The 15,533-nt window shown below is 68.8% G+C and carries 15 protein-coding genes; 5 read left to right on the top strand and 10 right to left on the bottom strand.

Translation table 11 applies throughout. The features are described from left to right. Positions 1-8: 8 nt before the first annotated feature. On the bottom strand, positions 9-1,598 hold the full coding sequence (locus ACFXIV_RS07550) for a succinic semialdehyde dehydrogenase (protein WP_379393394.1): 1,590 nt from the start codon (positions 1,596-1,598) through the stop codon (positions 9-11). Between the two features lie 137 nt (positions 1,599-1,735). Between ACFXIV_RS07550 and ACFXIV_RS07555 the strand changes: the two genes are divergently transcribed. Then, positions 1,736-2,557, top strand: coding sequence for a crotonase/enoyl-CoA hydratase family protein (locus ACFXIV_RS07555; RefSeq protein ID WP_379387676.1), 822 nt, complete (start codon positions 1,736-1,738; stop codon positions 2,555-2,557). A 64-nt stretch (positions 2,558-2,621) separates the two neighbouring features. Here ACFXIV_RS07555 and ACFXIV_RS07560 read toward each other — a convergent pair whose 3' ends face one another. From ACFXIV_RS07560 to ACFXIV_RS07600, 9 genes are all read right to left on the bottom strand, one after another. Then, positions 2,622-4,403, bottom strand: coding sequence for an ABC transporter ATP-binding protein (locus ACFXIV_RS07560; RefSeq protein ID WP_379393392.1), 1,782 nt, complete (start codon positions 4,401-4,403; stop codon positions 2,622-2,624). A 210-nt stretch (positions 4,404-4,613) separates the two neighbouring features. Continuing rightward, the gene (locus ACFXIV_RS07565) at positions 4,614-5,384 is read right to left on the bottom strand and encodes an SDR family NAD(P)-dependent oxidoreductase (protein ID WP_379393390.1); all 771 of its coding nucleotides are present in this window, start codon (positions 5,382-5,384) and stop codon (positions 4,614-4,616) included. Next, positions 5,381-6,091, bottom strand: coding sequence for an acetoacetate decarboxylase family protein (locus ACFXIV_RS07570; protein ID WP_379393388.1), 711 nt, complete (start codon positions 6,089-6,091; stop codon positions 5,381-5,383). The genes ACFXIV_RS07565 and ACFXIV_RS07570 overlap by 4 nt, the downstream gene beginning before the upstream one ends. 54 nt (positions 6,092-6,145) lie before the next feature. Continuing rightward, on the bottom strand, positions 6,146-7,756 hold the full coding sequence (locus ACFXIV_RS07575) for an acyl-CoA synthetase (RefSeq protein ID WP_379393386.1): 1,611 nt from the start codon (positions 7,754-7,756) through the stop codon (positions 6,146-6,148). A 25-nt stretch (positions 7,757-7,781) separates the two neighbouring features. Then, positions 7,782-9,035, bottom strand: coding sequence for a hypothetical protein (locus tag ACFXIV_RS07580; RefSeq protein WP_379393384.1), 1,254 nt, complete (start codon positions 9,033-9,035; stop codon positions 7,782-7,784). Next, positions 9,032-9,550, bottom strand: a complete 519-nt coding sequence (locus ACFXIV_RS07585; RefSeq protein ID WP_379393628.1) for a nuclear transport factor 2 family protein — start codon at positions 9,548-9,550, stop codon at positions 9,032-9,034. The genes ACFXIV_RS07580 and ACFXIV_RS07585 overlap by 4 nt, the downstream gene beginning before the upstream one ends. A 56-nt stretch (positions 9,551-9,606) precedes the next feature. Beyond that, positions 9,607-9,810 (bottom strand): ferredoxin, encoded by a 204-nt coding sequence (locus tag ACFXIV_RS07590; protein WP_379393382.1) that lies wholly within the window; start codon positions 9,808-9,810, stop codon positions 9,607-9,609. Continuing rightward, on the bottom strand, positions 9,810-10,601 hold the full coding sequence (locus ACFXIV_RS07595; protein ID WP_379393380.1) for an SDR family oxidoreductase: 792 nt from the start codon (positions 10,599-10,601) through the stop codon (positions 9,810-9,812). The genes ACFXIV_RS07590 and ACFXIV_RS07595 overlap by 1 nt, the downstream gene beginning before the upstream one ends. Next, positions 10,598-11,806, bottom strand: a complete 1,209-nt coding sequence (locus ACFXIV_RS07600) for a cytochrome P450 (RefSeq protein WP_379393378.1) — start codon at positions 11,804-11,806, stop codon at positions 10,598-10,600. Before ACFXIV_RS07600 ends, ACFXIV_RS07595 begins: the two co-directional genes overlap by 4 nt. Positions 11,807-12,039: 233 nt before the next feature. Between ACFXIV_RS07600 and ACFXIV_RS07605 the strand changes: the two genes are divergently transcribed. Genes ACFXIV_RS07605 through ACFXIV_RS07620 form a run of 4 tightly spaced genes read left to right on the top strand, consistent with a single transcriptional unit; the run spans position 12,040 to position 15,531 of the window. Continuing rightward, positions 12,040-13,512 carry an aldehyde dehydrogenase gene (locus tag ACFXIV_RS07605; protein WP_379393376.1) on the top strand — a complete coding sequence of 491 codons (1,473 nt, stop codon included), beginning with the start codon at positions 12,040-12,042 and terminating at the stop codon, positions 13,510-13,512. An 11-nt stretch (positions 13,513-13,523) separates the two neighbouring features. Beyond that, positions 13,524-14,276, top strand: coding sequence for an SDR family oxidoreductase (locus tag ACFXIV_RS07610; protein WP_379393374.1), 753 nt, complete (start codon positions 13,524-13,526; stop codon positions 14,274-14,276). Beyond that, positions 14,273-15,157: an NAD(P)-dependent oxidoreductase gene (locus ACFXIV_RS07615; protein ID WP_379393372.1), complete on the top strand. Its 885-nt coding sequence runs from the start codon at positions 14,273-14,275 to the stop codon at positions 15,155-15,157. Before ACFXIV_RS07610 ends, ACFXIV_RS07615 begins: the two co-directional genes overlap by 4 nt. Continuing rightward, a complete protein-coding gene (locus ACFXIV_RS07620; RefSeq protein WP_379393370.1) occupies positions 15,154-15,531 on the top strand; it encodes a carboxymuconolactone decarboxylase family protein in 378 nt (125 codons plus the stop codon). Before ACFXIV_RS07615 ends, ACFXIV_RS07620 begins: the two co-directional genes overlap by 4 nt. The last annotated feature ends 2 nt before the right edge of the window (positions 15,532-15,533 follow it).

Here is a 15,533-nt window from a genome sequence, read left to right on the forward strand (position 1 = left end):
AACGGCTTTCAGCCCAGGTGCAGGCGCCGCATGAGGCGCAGCGTGACCAGGGTGGACTTGAGCTGCTTCTCGTACGGCATGTTGGCGCGGGCCGCCATGATCTGCTTCTTCTGCACGCCGACATTGATGGTGTCGGTGTACTTGAGAATGCCGGCCGCGCCGTGGCGGGTGCCGACGCCGGACTGCTTCACGCCGCCCGACGGGGTGCCCTTGGCGGCGTAGCTGGTGACGAAGCCGTCGTTGATATTGATGGCGCCGGCTTCGACGCGCTCGGCGAGTTTCGTTGCGCGGTCGATGTTTCCGGTCCAGATGCTGGCGTTGAGGCCGTACGCGGTGTCGTTCGCGAGCGCGACGGCCTCGTCCTCGGTGCTGTACTTGTAGATGCTGACCACGGGGCCGAAGGTCTCCATGGTGGCGTGGGCCATGTCCTTGGTGACGCCGGTGAGGACGGTCGGCTCGAAGAAGGCCGGGCCGATGTCGGGGCGGGGGTTGCCGCCGGTGACGACGGTCGCGCCCTTCTCCCGGGCCTCGTCGACGTGGGAGGCGACGCGCTTCATGTGGTCCACCGAGACCAGCGAGCCCATCTCGGGATCGAAGTCGTAGCCGGCGCCCATCTTGCCGGCGAGGTCCTCGGCGGCGGCCACGAAGCGGCGCAGGTACTCGTCGTAGATGCGCTCGTGGACGTAGATGCGCTCGATGTGCATGCACGCCTGGCCGGTGTTGCCGAAGACGGCGAACACGGCCGAGGGGATGGCCTCGTCGAGGTTGACGTCGTCGAGCACGATCATCGGGTTCTTGCCGCCGAGTTCCAGGCTGCAGCCGATGAGGTTGCGCCCGGCCTGCTCACCGATGGTCCGGCCGGTGGCGGTGGAGCCGGTGAACATGACGAACTCGACATTGTCGATGAGGGTGGGGCCGACGTCGGGGCCGCCGCCGCAGACCACCTGGATGAGCCCGCGCGGCAGGCCCGCCTGCTGCAGCAGTTCGATGCCGTAGAGGGTGCACAGCGCGGTCTTGTTGTCCGGCTTCATGATCACGCCGTTGCCGGCCATGAGCGCCGGGGTGGAGTCGGACATGGAGATGGCGAACGGGAAGTTCCACGGCGCGATGACCGCGACCACGCCCTTGGGCCGGTGCTCCTCGGTGGAGGAGGTGATGACCGGCATCGGGCCGCTGCGCTTCTTGGGCTTGAGGGTCTTCTCGGCGGTCTTCAGGTAGTGGGCGATGACCATCGGCGTATCGCACGCCTCCTCGATGGCCATCCGCCGCGCCTTGCCGCAGCCGATCTGGATCAGGTCCGCGATGGTCTCGATCTCGGAGAGAATCAGCTCGTGCGCGCGCTCGAATACGGCGAGGCGGTCCTTGAGCGGCCGGGCGGCCCATTCCTTCTGGGCGGCGCGAGAGATCTCGACGGCGGCCTCGACGTCCTCGGGCGAGGACTGCGGCAGGTAGCCGACGACGTCGCCGGTGTAGACCTCGACCATCTCGAAGGGCTCGCGGGCCTCGCCGGCCTGGCCCGCCGTCACCATCGCGGTCAGCCGGTTGATGAGGGATTCCGTGACGCGCGGCGGAAGCTTCGCCTTGCTCGTTGTGCTCATGGGACTCTCTCCACTACTTGCCGCCCGTGACGGCGGTCACCATGATCCAAACTAGAACACGTTATTGTTCAGGACAACGGCGCGGGGTAGTTTCGTGCCGGAATCTTGGTTCGCCCATGTGGAAAGAAGGGTCGGCGATGACCGCAGCGACTGCTGAAACACCTAGCAACACCGAACCGCACGCTCTGGTCGAGAAGCGCGGCGCGACGCTGATCGTCACCATGAACCGCCCCAAGTCCAAAAACGCCCTCACCGGCGAGATGCTGGCGATCATGACCGAGGCGTGGGACACCGTCGACAACGATCCGGAGATCCGCTCCTGCATCCTCACCGGTGCCGGCGGCGCGTTCTGCGCGGGCGCGGACCTGAAGAACATGAACAAGCGCAGCCCGGACGACGGCATGAAGGAGGGCAGCGCGTTCGACCCGTCCCGCATGCCGGGTCTGCTCAAGGGCCGTCGCCTGACCAAGCCGCTGATCGCGGCGGTGGAGGGCGCGGCCATCGCGGGCGGCACCGAGATCCTGCAGGGCACCGATATCCGCATCGCCGGCGAGAGCGCCAAGTTCGGTGTCTCCGAGGCGAAGTGGAGCCTGTTCCCGATGGGCGGCTCGGCGGTGCGGTTGCCGCGCCAGATCCCCTACACCGTCGCCGCGGAACTGCTGCTGACCGGTCGCCACATCACCGCGGCCGAGGCGCTGAACTTCGGCCTCATCGGCCACGTGGTGCCGGACGGGACCGCGCTGGACAAGGCGCTGGAGATCGCCGAGCTGATCAACAACAACGGCCCGCTGGCCGTGCAGGCGATCCTGAAGGTCATCCGCGACACCGAGGGCATGCACGAGGAAGAGGCGTTCAAGATCGACGCCAAGGTCGGCCTGCCGGTCTTCCGCAGCAACGACGCGAAGGAGGGCCCGCGCGCCTTCGCCGAGAAGCGCAAGCCGAATTTCCAGGGCAACTAGGAATTCCGGGGACTGTCCCCCGGAGCTGAGGTGGCGACGGACCTCTCACATCGCCACCTCACCGTCAGCGAGCGGCCAGCTCCTCGCCGAGGAAGCCGCCGGACTGGTGCCGCCACAGCTGCGCGTACGTACCCTCGCCGCGCAGCAGCTCCTCGTGGCTGCCCTGTTCGACGATCCGCCCGCGATCGAGCACGATCAGCCGGTCCATTCCGGCCACCGTGCTCAGCCGGTGCGCGACCACCAGCGCCGTACGCCCTTCCATCAACTCCCAGAGCGCTTGCTGCACAAGGATTTCGCTCTCGGAGTCGAGGGCGCTGGTGGCCTCGTCCAGCAGCAGGATCGGGGCGTCGCGCAGGATGGCCCGCGCGAGCGCGACCCGCTGGCGTTGCCCGCCGGAGAGTTTCACGCCGCGCTCGCCGATGAGCGTCTCCATGCCCTCGGGCAGCCCGTCCGCGAATTCGGTGACGTGCGCGGCCTTGGCGGCGCGCCGCACCTCCTCGTCGGTGGCCTCGGGCCGGGCGAAGCGAATGTTGTCGCTCAGCGACCGGTGGAACATGGCCGGGTCCTGCGGCACGTAGGACAGCAGGCTGCGCAGATCCCGCTGACGCAGGCGCGAAATATCCTGTCCGCCAATACGGATGACACCGCCGTCGACGTCCATCATGCGCAGCAGCAGCTGGGTGAGCGTGCTCTTGCCGCCGCCCGACCGGCCGACCAGGCCGATGCGCGCGCCACTGGCGACATCCAGATCCAGCCCGCGGAACAGGGGCGGCGCACCCGCGTGAGCGAAGTCCACCCGCTCGAACCGGATGCCGGAGCCCTTGGGGCACAGCGGTTCCGGCTCACTCGTGTCGAGCACCGTCGGCGATTCCAGCAGCAGTTCGGTGAACTGCGCGGCCTCGGTGGTGGAGCTCTCCAGCCGCCGGTAGATCTGGTTGAACCGGAACATGATGCCGGTGGCGTTCCAGTAGTAGGTGAAGGCCACCATGATCACCTCGACCGAGGCGTGCCCGCCGCCGATGCCCAGCGCGATCAGCAATCCGGAGACGTTCACGATCACCATCAGCGGCGTGACCGCGGTGTCGATGTAGAGGTTGTTGTAGTCCCAGGACCGCAACGACTTTCGCCGCTGCACCGCCACCCGCCGCCGATGCTCGTCGATCTCCTGCGGTTCTGCCGCGAAGGCTCGCACCGCCTGCATGTTCGACAGGGTGTCGGAAACGTGGCCCGACACCCGCGCGATGGCGGCCTCGCGGTCGTCGACCAGGTGCTGGCGCCGCCGGATCAGCGGGGCGACCACGGCGCCGCTCACCGCGATCAGACCGAGCAGCACGACGACCAGCATCGGGTCGTAGCGCCACAGCACCACCGAGGCGAAGCTCAGCGGCACCAGGGCGGCGACGATCTCGAAGGCGAAGGTGTCGGCGAACTCCTCGAACCGGGTCGCGAAGCTCAGGGCGCGCTTGGTCAGCGAGCCCGCGAAGTTGTTGTGGAAGAACGCCGAATCCTTGGCCAGCAATTCGTCCATGGCGGTGTTGTAGAGGCTCTCGATGCCATAGGCGTCGAGGCGGTTGAGGCAGTGGATGCCCACCCGCCAGCAGATTTCCGCGATGAACAGCAGCGCGCCGAACCCGATCACGTACGGCGCGAGCGTGCCGAACGAGGAGTCACCGGTGGCGGCCACCTTGCCCACGACCACCGCGACCAGCAGCGGCGCGATGTAGAGCTGGCAGATATTGCCGAGGGCGGGCCCCAGCATGGCCGGAATCGTGATTGCCTTGCGCCGGGCCATTTCCCGGCCGTAGTAGCGCAGAACCAGCCTGACAGCGGATGTGCGCGAACTCATCCATCCCCTCTCGAATAGGTGCTTCGAGCAGTGCAGACAGCCCAGAGTGCCTGGTGGGGAGAGGGTGCGCCACCGAATTATTGCTGCGCGGTAGCTGGTTTCCGGCGCCGGCCGAACGGTTTTCGGCGCTGGGCAGCCGCAGGGCCGGCTGCCCAGCGCCGGGAGCGGATGCCGATCGGAGCACGTGCCGGCATCCACGTTCGGGGGGGATTACTCGGTGGGGTGCACCGTGCGCCGGACGATGGCACGCGCCAGGCCGGGCAGCAGCCTCCGCATGAGATACGCCGGCCGCGCCTGTCCGGGGAAGACGAACAGCGGCGACTTCGGTTTGGCCAGTGCCTTTTCCAGCGCGTCGACAATGCTCTCGGGCGTGGCGCCGCCGGCATTGCCGAGCACGCTGGCGTTCTCCTTGCGGACCGCGTCCAGGAACGGGGTCTCCACCATGGGCGGGCAGAGCACGAGCAGCCGCACGCCGGTGTCGTGCAGTTCGTAGGAGAGGCTGTCGGCGAAGCCGACCACCGCGTGCTTGGAGGCCGTGTATCCGGCCATGCCGGGTGAGGGCAGCCAGCCTGCGAGCGAGGCGAACAGCACCACGGTGCCCGCGCCGGCCTGCTTCATGGCGGGGGTGACGGCCTGGCAGAGGTTGACGGTGCCGATGTAGTTGATGTCCATCATCTTCCGGATCTGGGCCACGTCGTGGTCCAGCACGGAGGCGTGCACGTGGGCCATGCCGGCCGCGTGCACCAGGCGGTCGATGGTGCCCAGTTCTGCGCGCACCTTGTCGACGACGGCGCGAACCTGCGCGGAATCCGACACGTCACACGCGTAGGTGTGGGTGTTGGGCGAGCGCGCGGCCATGGTGGCCAGGCCGTCGGCGTTCAGGTCGACCGCGGCCACCTGCCAGCCCGCGGCGGCGAGTCGCTGCGCGACGATGCGGCCCATGCCGCTGGCCGCTCCGGTGACGAGTGCTGTCCGGCTCATCGGACCTCCCGGGTCTGCAATACCGTCGCGGCGTCCTCGAAGGTCATGCGGAGTGTGCCGATCCGGCTGGAGAACAGTGCGCGCGCGGGGAGTCCCAGCGCCCGCAATTGCTCGGAGACCGGATGGTTTCCGAGTTCGATCCGCGCACCGCCCGGCCGTCCCCGGACCTGGGCCGGATTCATGACCCACGGTGTGCGCCGCAGGATTCCATTGCGGGCGGTGTACGCGTCGATGGATGCCCCGCCGGCGCCGCCGGGCATGCGGAAGCCGTCGGCGACCCGCAGCGCGAGCACGAACTGCCCGTCGACGTGGACCTCGCAGCGGTGGCCGCGCCCGTCCGGCGTGATGTCGATATCGGCCATGAGCTTCGGAAAGCCCCAGATGGACCGTCCCGCTTCACAGGTGAAGCTCTGGTTGACCGGCAGCCAGTGGATGTACGCGCCGGTGCTGTTCTTGCGGCCCGGCTGTCTGGCCATGAGCGAGAAGGCGAATTCGTGGTACGGCCCGAGGTCCCCGTCGATGTAGCGGACGAAGGCCAGGGAGAGCACGGCCCTTCCGGGCAGCGTCGTGATCGGCTCCAGCCCGGTGCCGGTGAGCAGGTCGCGGGCCGCGGCCGCGTCGACGAGGAACAGCGCCGAGCAGGCGTCCGCGTGCCGGATCTGCACCGGCATGCGGACCTGTTCGCCGAGTACGGTATGCGCCTCCATGCCAGAATTAGAACAGGTTTCAGTGACGGACGCCGGTCGTTTCACCGAGTTTCTTCACCTCGCCTCGTAGTCGGGTCCCCGCTCGGCCACATAACCCTTGGCCCAGCGGTAGTCGGGCTTGCCGCTCGGCGTGCGTGCGACGGTCTCGGCCACCCAGATCCGCCGCGGCAGTTTGTATCCCGCGAGACGCGCGCGCACGTGCTCCGCCAGCGCGGCGAAGTCGATCGCGCCCGCGGCCGGCGACACCACGGCCGCCACCAGCTGCCCCCAGCGCTCGTGCGGCACCCCGATGACGACCGCGTCGTAGACCGCGGGATGGGCCTTGACGGTGGCCTCGACCTCTTCCGGGAAGACCTTCTCCCCGCCGGTATTGATGACCATGTTGCCGCGGCCGATCAGGGTGACCGACCCGTCGGACTCCACACGCGCGCGATCGTCGGTGATGACCATGCGCACCCCGTCCACGGTGCGGAAGAGCTTGTCGGTCTTGACCGGATCCTTGTAGTAGCCGATCGGCACATTGCCGGTCTTGGCCACCCAGCCCTCGCCGCCCGGCGCGACGGGCCGCCCGGCGTCGTCCACCACCAGCGCCCCGCGCCCGGTGTGCACCCGCGGCGCGCGGGCCGGGTCGTCGTCCTTCTGCGCGAATCCGATACCGCCGAAACCGGTTTCGGAGGAGCCGATGGATTCGGTGACCAGTGTGTTCGGGAACAGTTCCAGCAGTGCGTTCTTCACCGGCTGGGTGAGCTGGGCCGCGCCGGAGCCGATGGAGATCAGCGAGGACGCGTCCACCGGCGCGGCCCGGTAGGAGTCCACCAGCGGCCGGGCGATGGCGTCGCCGGTGACCACCAGGACCTGGGGCCGCTCCCGCGCCACCACCTGCCACACCTCGTCGGCGTCGAAGCGCGGCTGGAACAGCACCGCGTTGCCGGACCACAGCGCGGTGAAGGTGGGCATCATGGCGGCGGCGTGAATGAGCGGCGGCAGCACGAACCAGGTCATGGGCGAAGGGTTCTCGGCCCCCGCGCGGGATTGCTGGTACTCGTCGGCGACGGGTTCACCGGTGTAGAAGTCGATGCCGCCGCCGAGCACCCGCCACATGTCCTCCTGCCGCCAGATGACGCCCTTGGGCAGGCCGGTGGTGCCGCCGGTGTACATGATGAAGTGGTCGTCGGCGCTGCGCGGCCCGAAATCCCGGTCGGGCGAACCGGATTCGAGCGCCTGCTCGTACGGGATGGAGGCGGTCGGCAGCCCCGCGCCGCCCTGATCGTCCTCCACCACCAGGGTGTGCCGCAGCTTCGGCAATTGCGGCCGGATCTCCTCGATCAGCGGCGCGTAGCAGCGGTGGTGCACCGCCATCTCGAGGTCGGCGTTGTCGTAGACGTAGCGCAGTTCCTCCGCGCGGTACCGGTAGTTGATATTGACCGGCACCGCGCGAATCTTGTAGCAGCCCAGCAGGGTTTCGAGACCCTCGATGCTGTTGTGCATGTGGAAGCCGACGTGGGTCCCCGGTCCCGCGCCGGCGGCGGCTAGGTGGTGGGCCAGCCGGTTGGCGCGGGCGTCGAGTTCGGCGAAGGTACGCCGGCGCGGGCCCTCGATGACGGCGGTCCGGTCCGGCACGGCGTCGGCCGAGTGTTCGTAGAGGTCGGCGAAAGTGCACGCCATGGCCGTATCTCCTGGTGTGTTCCGGCTACAGGACGGTGAGCGGCAGCGGGATGCCCCGGTCGGTGAAGGTGAAGGCGGCCCCGGAGCTGAACCGGGTGATGGCGACCTCGTCGGCCTCGCGGTACGGCAGGTCCGCACAACCGATTTCGAGGGTGAGGCCGCACTCGTCGACGGAGCGGACGCGAGTGTGGAAGCGCGGGTCGACCCCGCGCACCAGAGCGTCGAGCGGGGCCAGGTGCTCGGGGTCGAGCAGGGCGGGCCACGCGCCGTCGTCGATCGCGCCGCAGCCCCGGCCGATCCGCAGTTCCACCAGTTGTTCGCCGCCGGTGGTCTCGGTGGCGACCTCGATGTCGACGTAGGCGGCCGGATTGAAGGCCGGATGCAGCCGCAGCACCTTGGCCAGCGCCGCGGCATCGTCGCCGAGCCCGAGCGCCGTGCGGATGCGTTCGGAGGTGAGGCCGGCGATTCCCGTCCACTGCTTGCGCAGGATATCCAGCGCCACTTCGGGTTTCGTCCGGGCTTCGACGGCGGTCTTGTAGCCGAGGGTGAGCAGGTGGTGCTGCAGGCACACCTCGTCGGCGATCCGGATGAGCGCGGAGCGGGAGAAGTCCGCGAAGGGCAGATCGCTCAGCAGCGGGCCCGAATAGTCGTGCTGTCCCGGATCTTCCGGGTCGATGGGCGCCAATACCGTGGCGGCGGCCTCGGATCCGGCCACCACCTGCGCGTCGTCGGGCGGAACCGGCGGCTCGTGGGCGGGATCGATGGTGACCGTCCACGCACACACGGGCTTCCGGTCGGCAGGCTCGCGGGGTGGGCGGTGCACCGGGCGGACCTGCGCGTAGGGATTGGTGGCCAGTGCGGTCGCGTCGAAGGTGGGGTCTTCGATGTCATGGCACATGGCGACCACGAACTCGGTGCCCATCGGTTCCACGTCGGCGAGCGCGCCGCAGTGGTCCAGGTGGAATTCGCCGTGGTCGTGGTCGATCACCCGGAAGCGGAAGTCCATGAATTGCGGTGGCGCGCCGATATCCAGCTGGAAGCCCTTGAAGATGGCGTCCACGCCGTCGCCGGTGATGTCGAGCGCCCGCCGCATGCGCCGGGTGTAGACCGGGCTGGCCAGCTGCCATTCCTCGATGGCCACCGCCGTCATGCCCTCCCGGCCGAGCGCGCCCAGCACGTGCGCCATGCCGGAGCGGTCGATGAGGTGGCCGCACAGCAGCAGCTCCGGAACCAGCAGGGCCAGTTCGGATCTGGTCAGGGCTTCGAATCTGCTGCTCACCACAGGGGCACCGGCCCCTTTCCGACGGGGTACCAGCCGGGCAGCGGTTCGCCCGTCATGGCCCGCTCCATGCGCTTGCGCATCCCGGACGACAGCGCGTCGTTCGAGATCATCTCGACGAAAAGCGCGGTCACATTGCCGAAGTCGAAGAAGTCGCGCTGCCAGGACCACTGGAAGTCGCCCGCGTAGCGGAACCAGCTGCCGCCGATGCCTTCCGGACTGTAGGGCCGGCCATCCGCCCGCCGGCCCTCGTTGACCTGCTTCCAGAAGCCGATGACGCTGCCGCTGCGCTCGTCGACCACGAATTCCTGATACGGATAGGTCCAGCCCTCCAGGCCGAACATCTCCTGGCCGAGCGCGATGTCACGGATCTCGTCGCGGCCGACGGCCATGAACTCCTGCTGCGGGCCGTAGTTCCAGCCGTAGGTGGCGTCCTCGGTGTAGAAGTGCTCGAGCGGCCTCCAATCGCCCTGGGCCTCACACTGTTTGTTCTCGTCCACCCAGCGGCGGATCATCTCGTCGAGTTCGTCGCGGGACCAGCTCACCGCGGCCTCCTTCTGTTCGGGTTGCGCTATTCGGTGGCGCTGTCGTCGACCAGCGACAACGCCTGGGTCGGGCAGTAGCGGACGGCGGCGCGGGCCGCCTCCAGGTCGGCGCCCGGATCGGGGCGCAGGATCCGGACCTGGCCCTGTTTGGGCACCTGGAAGAGTTCGGGGGCCTCGTCCTGGCAGACGGCGTGGCCCTGGCAGAGATCGAGATCGACGATCAGTCGCATCAGGAGGCGTCCTTCCTGTCCTGGATCGGCGCTTCCGGCTGCACCTCCACCAGCACCAGGTGCGCGCCGCGCGGGGTGGAGACGACCGCGGTCACGGCCGCCGCGAGATCGGCGGGCCGCAGGAACTGCGGGTGCCGGGCGAAGCCCCATTTCACCCAGTTCTCCAGCAGCGGGCCGACAACTTCCGGGGTGGCCTGCATGCCCATGCCGGTGAGGGTCTGCCCCGGGCGGACGATGGACGAGCGCACCCCGGTGCCCTCCAGCTCCATGCGCAGCTGGGCGGCGAAGGCCTCCACCCCGGTCTTGGCCGCGTTGTACGCGCCCGCGCCGGGACGCACCCGGACCGCGCAGTCGGAGCCGATGACGACGAAGTCGCCACGCTGCCGTTCGATCATGCCCGGCAGCACCCGGTGCGCGAGGCGCTGCGCGCCGACCAGATGCACGCGGACCTGGGATTCGAAGACGTCGGGATCCATTTCCCAGGCCTGCCCGAATTCGAGGTCGCCCGCACCGGAGACCAGGATCTCGGTGGGGCCCAGCGCTGCTTCGGCGGCGGTCACGAATTCGTGCACCGAGTCGGTGTCGGAGACGTCCAGCCGTCCGGCGAACGCCTCACCGCCGGCCGCGCGGATCTTCTCGGCGAGGGTCTCGCAGATCTCCACCCGGCGTGCGCCGAGCGCGACCGGATGCCCCAGGGCGGCAAGGGCTTCCGCCGTGGCGGCGCCGATGCCGGAGGACGCGCCCGCGACAATGGCGGGACGGCGGCCGGGATGTGCGGGGAAACGGGTCATCGGCGGACCTCCACGGAGACGGGCAGGTGGGCGAAACCGCGCACATTCACCGAATGCACGCGCTGGCAACCGGATTCACCGATGCCGAAGGCGGGCACGCGAGCCGCGAACTCCCCCAGCACGATCGAGGCCTCCAGCCGGGCCAGGTGCGCACCCAGGCAGAAGTGCACGCCGCGGCCGAAGCTGATCAGTCCGCCCTTGTCGGCGCGTTCGATGTCGTAGCGGTCCGGGTCGTGGAAGACGGCGGCGTCACGATTGGCGGAACCGACGAGCAGCAGCACCTTGGCGCCCTGCGGAATCGTCTGCCCGTAGTACTCGAGGTCGTCGGCGGCGGTGCGGGCCAGAATCTGGCTCGACGCGTCGTAACGCAGCGTCTCGTCCACCCAGTCCGCCACGAGTTCCGGATGGGCGGCGACCTTGGCGTACTCGCCGGGATTGCGGCCCGCCCAATACAGCGCATTGCCCAGCAGTTTCGTGGTGGTCTCGTTCCCGGCGACCACCATGAGGAACATGAATCCGAGGATCTCCTCGTCGGTGAGCCGGTCCCCGTCGGCCTCGGCGTCGAGCAGGGCCGAGGTCAGATCGTCGGTGCGCTGCCGCTTCCGGGCCACCAGCATCTCGTTGTAGTAGCCCGCCAGCTGCAGGGCGGCCTCCATGGCCGCGACCGGCACATCCAGCACGCCCTCCTCGCGATGCACCAGCAGGTCCGCGAGCCTGCGCAGTTCGGTGCGATCGGATTCGGGGACGCCCAGCAGTTCGGAGATGACGTCCATGGGGACCCGTCCCGCCACCGCGTCGATCCAGTCGAAATCGCCTCCGGCCAGTGCGGGTTCGAGGTAGCGCCGGGTGATGTCGCGGATGCGATCGCTCATCTCGGTGACCCGGCGCGGCGTGAAGCCCTGGTAGACCAGCTTGCGCAGGCGCAGGTGCCGCGGATCGTCCATGGCCAGGAAGGACATGGTCCGCCACGCGTGCGGACCCCAGGCGGCGGGGTCCAGGGAGACGCCGTTGGCGCTGGAGAGCCGGATGTTGTCGCGGAACCCGGCGGTCACGTCGGCGTGCCGGGACAGTGCCCAGAAGTCCAGGTCGGGGTGGTGGTACACCGGCGCCTCGGTGCGCAACCGCTGGTACACGGGGTAGGGGTCCTCGTGGATGCGGTAGTCGTAGGGGTCGAACAGCAGCGGCTCTAGGGAGGCTGCGGTCATGGTGTCTGCACCTCGTCTTCGATAACGCGTTCATCGGAGCCGATGAACGTTTTCCAGCAACGGAGACACGTAGCTGGACATGTGTCTGTACGGTACTAGCGACGGGATCGCCTGACAACGGAATCCCGCGAACCGAATCGGCAAAGTCCGCGCAAACTGAAACAGGTTCTTGCGCGTATCCGAGCCACGAACCTATAGTCCGTACACGTGTCCGGACAGCATGGGAGCTACCTATGAGCCCGAGCGATCTCGTCCCCGACGGCGGTTCGCACCTGCTGATCGGCGGCAAGCTGACGCCCGGCGGCGGCGGTGTGTTCACCACCGCCAACCCCGCCACCGGGGAAACCCTCGGCTACGCCGCCAATGCCGACGCCGCCGATATGGACGCGGCCATCGCCGCCGCCCGTACCGCCTTCGACACCACCGATTGGTCGCGCGATCCGGGATTTCGCGCGGCCTGCCTGCGGCAGCTGCGGGACGCGCTGCGCGGGCACCTCGAGGAACTACGCGAGATCACCATCGCCGAGGCCGGCGCACCCCGCATGCTGACCAGCGGGCCGCAGCTGGAGGGCCCGGTCGGCGATCTCGGGTACTTCGCCGACCTCGCCGAGAACTACGCGTGGGAAACCGATCTCGGCATCGCCTCACCCATGGGGATCAAGAGCGCGCGGCGGGTGCGCCGCGAACCCATCGGCGTGGTCGGGGCGATCACGCCCTGGAATTTCCCGCACCAGATCAACTTCGCCAAACTGGGCCCGGCGCTCGCGGCGGGAACCACCGTGGTGCTCAAGCCCGCGCCCGATACGCCGTGGTGCGCGGCGGCCGTGGGACGAATCATCGCCGAGGAGACCGATATTCCGGCCGGGGTGGTCAATATCGTCACCTCCGACGACCACGGGCTGGGCGCCCAGCTGGTCACCGATCCGCGAGTGGACATGATCTCGTTCACCGGGTCGACCCGGACCGGCCGGGCCGTCATGGCCGCTGCGGCAACATCGTTGAAGAAGGTGTTCCTGGAGCTGGGCGGGAAATCGGCGTTCATCGTGCTGGACGACGCGGACATCGCGGCGGCGGTCAGCTACGCGGCGTTCGGGGTGTGCGTGCACGCCGGGCAGGGCTGTGCAATCAGCACCCGGCTGCTGGTGCCGCGTGAACTGCACGATCAGGCGGTCGAAGCGGCCGCGCGCACCCTGGCCGGGATCAAGCCCGGGGATCCGTCGAAACCCGGAACCGTCTGCGGCCCCCTCATTTCCGAACGGCAGCTGGCGCGCGTCGAACGCTATCTCGAGATCGCGCGCGCCGAGGGCGGCACCATCGTCACCGGCGGCGGGCGCCCCGAGCGCGCCGGCGGCTGGTTCATCGAGCCGACCCTGATCACGGGGCTGCCCAACAGTTCCACCGTGGCCCAGGAGGAGATCTTCGGGCCCGTCCTCACCGTCATCCCGCACGACGGCGACGCGGATGCCGTCCGCATCGCCAACGACTCCCCCTACGGCCTGTCCGGCTCTGTCTGGGGACGCGATCCCGAGCGGCTGCGCGCGGTAGTGGAGGGCGTGCGCACCGGGACGCTCAGCGTCAACGGCGGCATCTGGTATTCGGCCGACGCGCCCTTCGGCGGCTACAAGCAGTCCGGCATCGGCCGGGAAATGGGCGTCCTCGGCTTCGAGGAATACACCGAAACCAAACTCATCGCGACCGGTGTCTGAGGAGAACTGACATGAACCGATTCACCGATAAGTCGATCATCGTCACCGGCGCCGCGCGCGGCATCGGCGCCGCCTACGCACGGGCGCTGGCCGCCGAGGGCGCGAAAGTGGTTGTCGCCGACCTCAACAGCGAACTGGGCGAGGCCGTCGCCAAGGAGATCACCGCCGGCGGCGGCGTCGCGGTCTTCGCGCAGGTCGACGTGGCCGATCCGGCCTCCGCCAAGGCGGTCGCCGACTTCACCGTCGCCGAGTTCGGCGGCATCGATCACCTGGTCAACAATGCCGCCATCTACGGCGATATGAAGCTGGACATCCTGCTGACCGTGCCGTGGGACTACTACAAGAAGTTCATGGCCGTGAATCTCGATGGGGCGCTGAACATGACGCGCGCGGTGTACCGGCACATCGCGGCCGAGGGCGGCGGGTCGATCGTCAATCAGTCGTCCACCGCGGCCTGGACCTACTCCGGGTTCTACGGACTGGCCAAGGCGGGCATCAACAGCCTGACCCAGCAGCTGGCACACGAGCTGGGGCACTCCAAGATTCGGGTCAACGCCATCGCGCCCGGGCCCACCGACACCGAGGCCACCCGCAGCATCGTGCCGGACCAGTTCGTGGATCAGCTGGTGCAGCAGATGGCGCTCAAGCGGCTCGGCACCACCGAGGACATGGTCGGGGCGTGCCTGTACCTGCTGTCCGACGATGCCGCGTGGGTGACCGGTCAGGTGCTCAATGTCGATGGGGGGCAGGTCTTCCGGCCATGAGTGCGAATCAGGAAATCTCGGTCGGGTTCATCGGACTCGGCAATATGGGCGCGCCGATGGCGCAGCGCCTGGTCGACTGGCCGGGCGGGCTGGTGGTGTGCGATATGCGGCCGGACGCGGTGCAGCCGTTCACCGACGCGGGCGCGACGGCCGCCGCCACCGCCGCCGAGGTGGCGCAGCGCTGCGGCGTCGTCTCGGTCGTGGTCCTCGACGACGACCAGGTGCGCTCGGTCGTGACCGGCCCCGACGGGGTGTTGCAGACCGCGAAACCGGGCACGGTCATCGCCGTGCACTCCACCATCTCCGACCGCACCGCCGTCGAGCTCGGCGCCGAATGCGCCTCGCACGGCGTGGAATTCGTGGACGCGCCGATCAGCGGCGGGGCGCCGGCCGCGCAGCGCGGGGAGCTCGCGGTCATGGTGGGCGGCAGTGCCGCCGCCTTCGAAACGGTGCGGGAACCGTTCGGGCGCTTCGGATCCCTGGTCATCCACGCCGGCGAGGTCGGTGCGGGCACGCGAATGAAGCTGGCGCGCAACCTGCTGCACTTCGTCGCCTTCACCGCCGCGTCGGAGGCGCAGCGACTGGCCGAGGCGGGCGGGCTGGACATCGCCGCGCTCGGCAAGGTGGTCCGGCATTCCGACTCGCACACCGGCGGGCCCGGCGCGATCATGCTGCGCAAGACCACCGCGCCGGTCGCCGCGGACGACTTCTGGTTCCCGATTCTCGGCCACGTCCGCGACCTCGGCGAGAAGGATCTGGCGCTGGCGCTGGATCTGGCCGGGCGGCTGGATGTCGACCTGCCGCTGGCGCGGCGCGCATTGCACGACCTGGGTGACGGGCTCGGTGTGGGGCCCGGAACGATCGCGAAGGAGCAGTCATGACAGCGGAGCAGAGTCCCTCCGAGCAGCGGCAGCAGGGCCTGAAGAAGATGTCGGAGGTGTACGGGTTCGATCTGCCGAACCTGGCCGGTGATCCGTTCTTCGAGGTCACCGTCGATCACCTGTTCGCCGATATCTGGAATCGGCCCGGCCTGTCGCTGCGCGACCGGCGGCTGCTGCTGCTCGGCGCCATTACGGCGCAGGGACATTCGGAGATCGCCGAGATCCAGGTCGGCGCGGCCCTGCGCAATGGCGAGCTCGACGCCGATCAGCTGCGTGAGATCGCGGTGTTCCTGGCCCACTACGTGGGCTGGCCCGCGGCCACCAAGCTGGACGGCGTCATTCGCAAGACGCTCGCCAAGGACAAGAAGAAGTAATC

It is taken from the genome of Nocardia sp. NPDC059236, assembly GCF_042754085.1.
GTDB lineage: Bacteria > Actinomycetota > Actinomycetes > Mycobacteriales > Mycobacteriaceae > Nocardia.

Coding starts and splice junctions, on each gene's coding strand:
- ACFXIV_RS07570 (WP_379393388.1), bottom strand. CDS start 6,091: ATGGAGGCGCATACCGTACTCGGCGAACAGGTCCGCATGCCGGTGCAG.
- ACFXIV_RS07550 (WP_379393394.1), bottom strand. CDS start 1,598: ATGAGCACAACGAGCAAGGCGAAGCTTCCGCCGCGCGTCACGGAATCC.
- ACFXIV_RS07560 (WP_379393392.1), bottom strand. CDS start 4,403: ATGAGTTCGCGCACATCCGCTGTCAGGCTGGTTCTGCGCTACTACGGC.
- ACFXIV_RS07585 (WP_379393628.1), bottom strand. CDS start 9,550: ATGATCCGCCGCTGGGTGGACGAGAACAAACAGTGTGAGGCCCAGGGC.
- ACFXIV_RS07590 (WP_379393382.1), bottom strand. CDS start 9,810: ATGCGACTGATCGTCGATCTCGATCTCTGCCAGGGCCACGCCGTCTGC.
- ACFXIV_RS07565 (WP_379393390.1), bottom strand. CDS start 5,384: ATGAGCCGGACAGCACTCGTCACCGGAGCGGCCAGCGGCATGGGCCGC.
- ACFXIV_RS07615 (WP_379393372.1), top strand. CDS start 14,273: ATGAGTGCGAATCAGGAAATCTCGGTCGGGTTCATCGGACTCGGCAAT.
- ACFXIV_RS07605 (WP_379393376.1), top strand. CDS start 12,040: ATGAGCCCGAGCGATCTCGTCCCCGACGGCGGTTCGCACCTGCTGATC.
- ACFXIV_RS07575 (WP_379393386.1), bottom strand. CDS start 7,756: ATGGCGTGCACTTTCGCCGACCTCTACGAACACTCGGCCGACGCCGTG.
- ACFXIV_RS07620 (WP_379393370.1), top strand. CDS start 15,154: ATGACAGCGGAGCAGAGTCCCTCCGAGCAGCGGCAGCAGGGCCTGAAG.
- ACFXIV_RS07600 (WP_379393378.1), bottom strand. CDS start 11,806: ATGACCGCAGCCTCCCTAGAGCCGCTGCTGTTCGACCCCTACGACTAC.
- ACFXIV_RS07555 (WP_379387676.1), top strand. CDS start 1,736: ATGACCGCAGCGACTGCTGAAACACCTAGCAACACCGAACCGCACGCT.
- ACFXIV_RS07610 (WP_379393374.1), top strand. CDS start 13,524: ATGAACCGATTCACCGATAAGTCGATCATCGTCACCGGCGCCGCGCGC.
- ACFXIV_RS07595 (WP_379393380.1), bottom strand. CDS start 10,601: ATGACCCGTTTCCCCGCACATCCCGGCCGCCGTCCCGCCATTGTCGCG.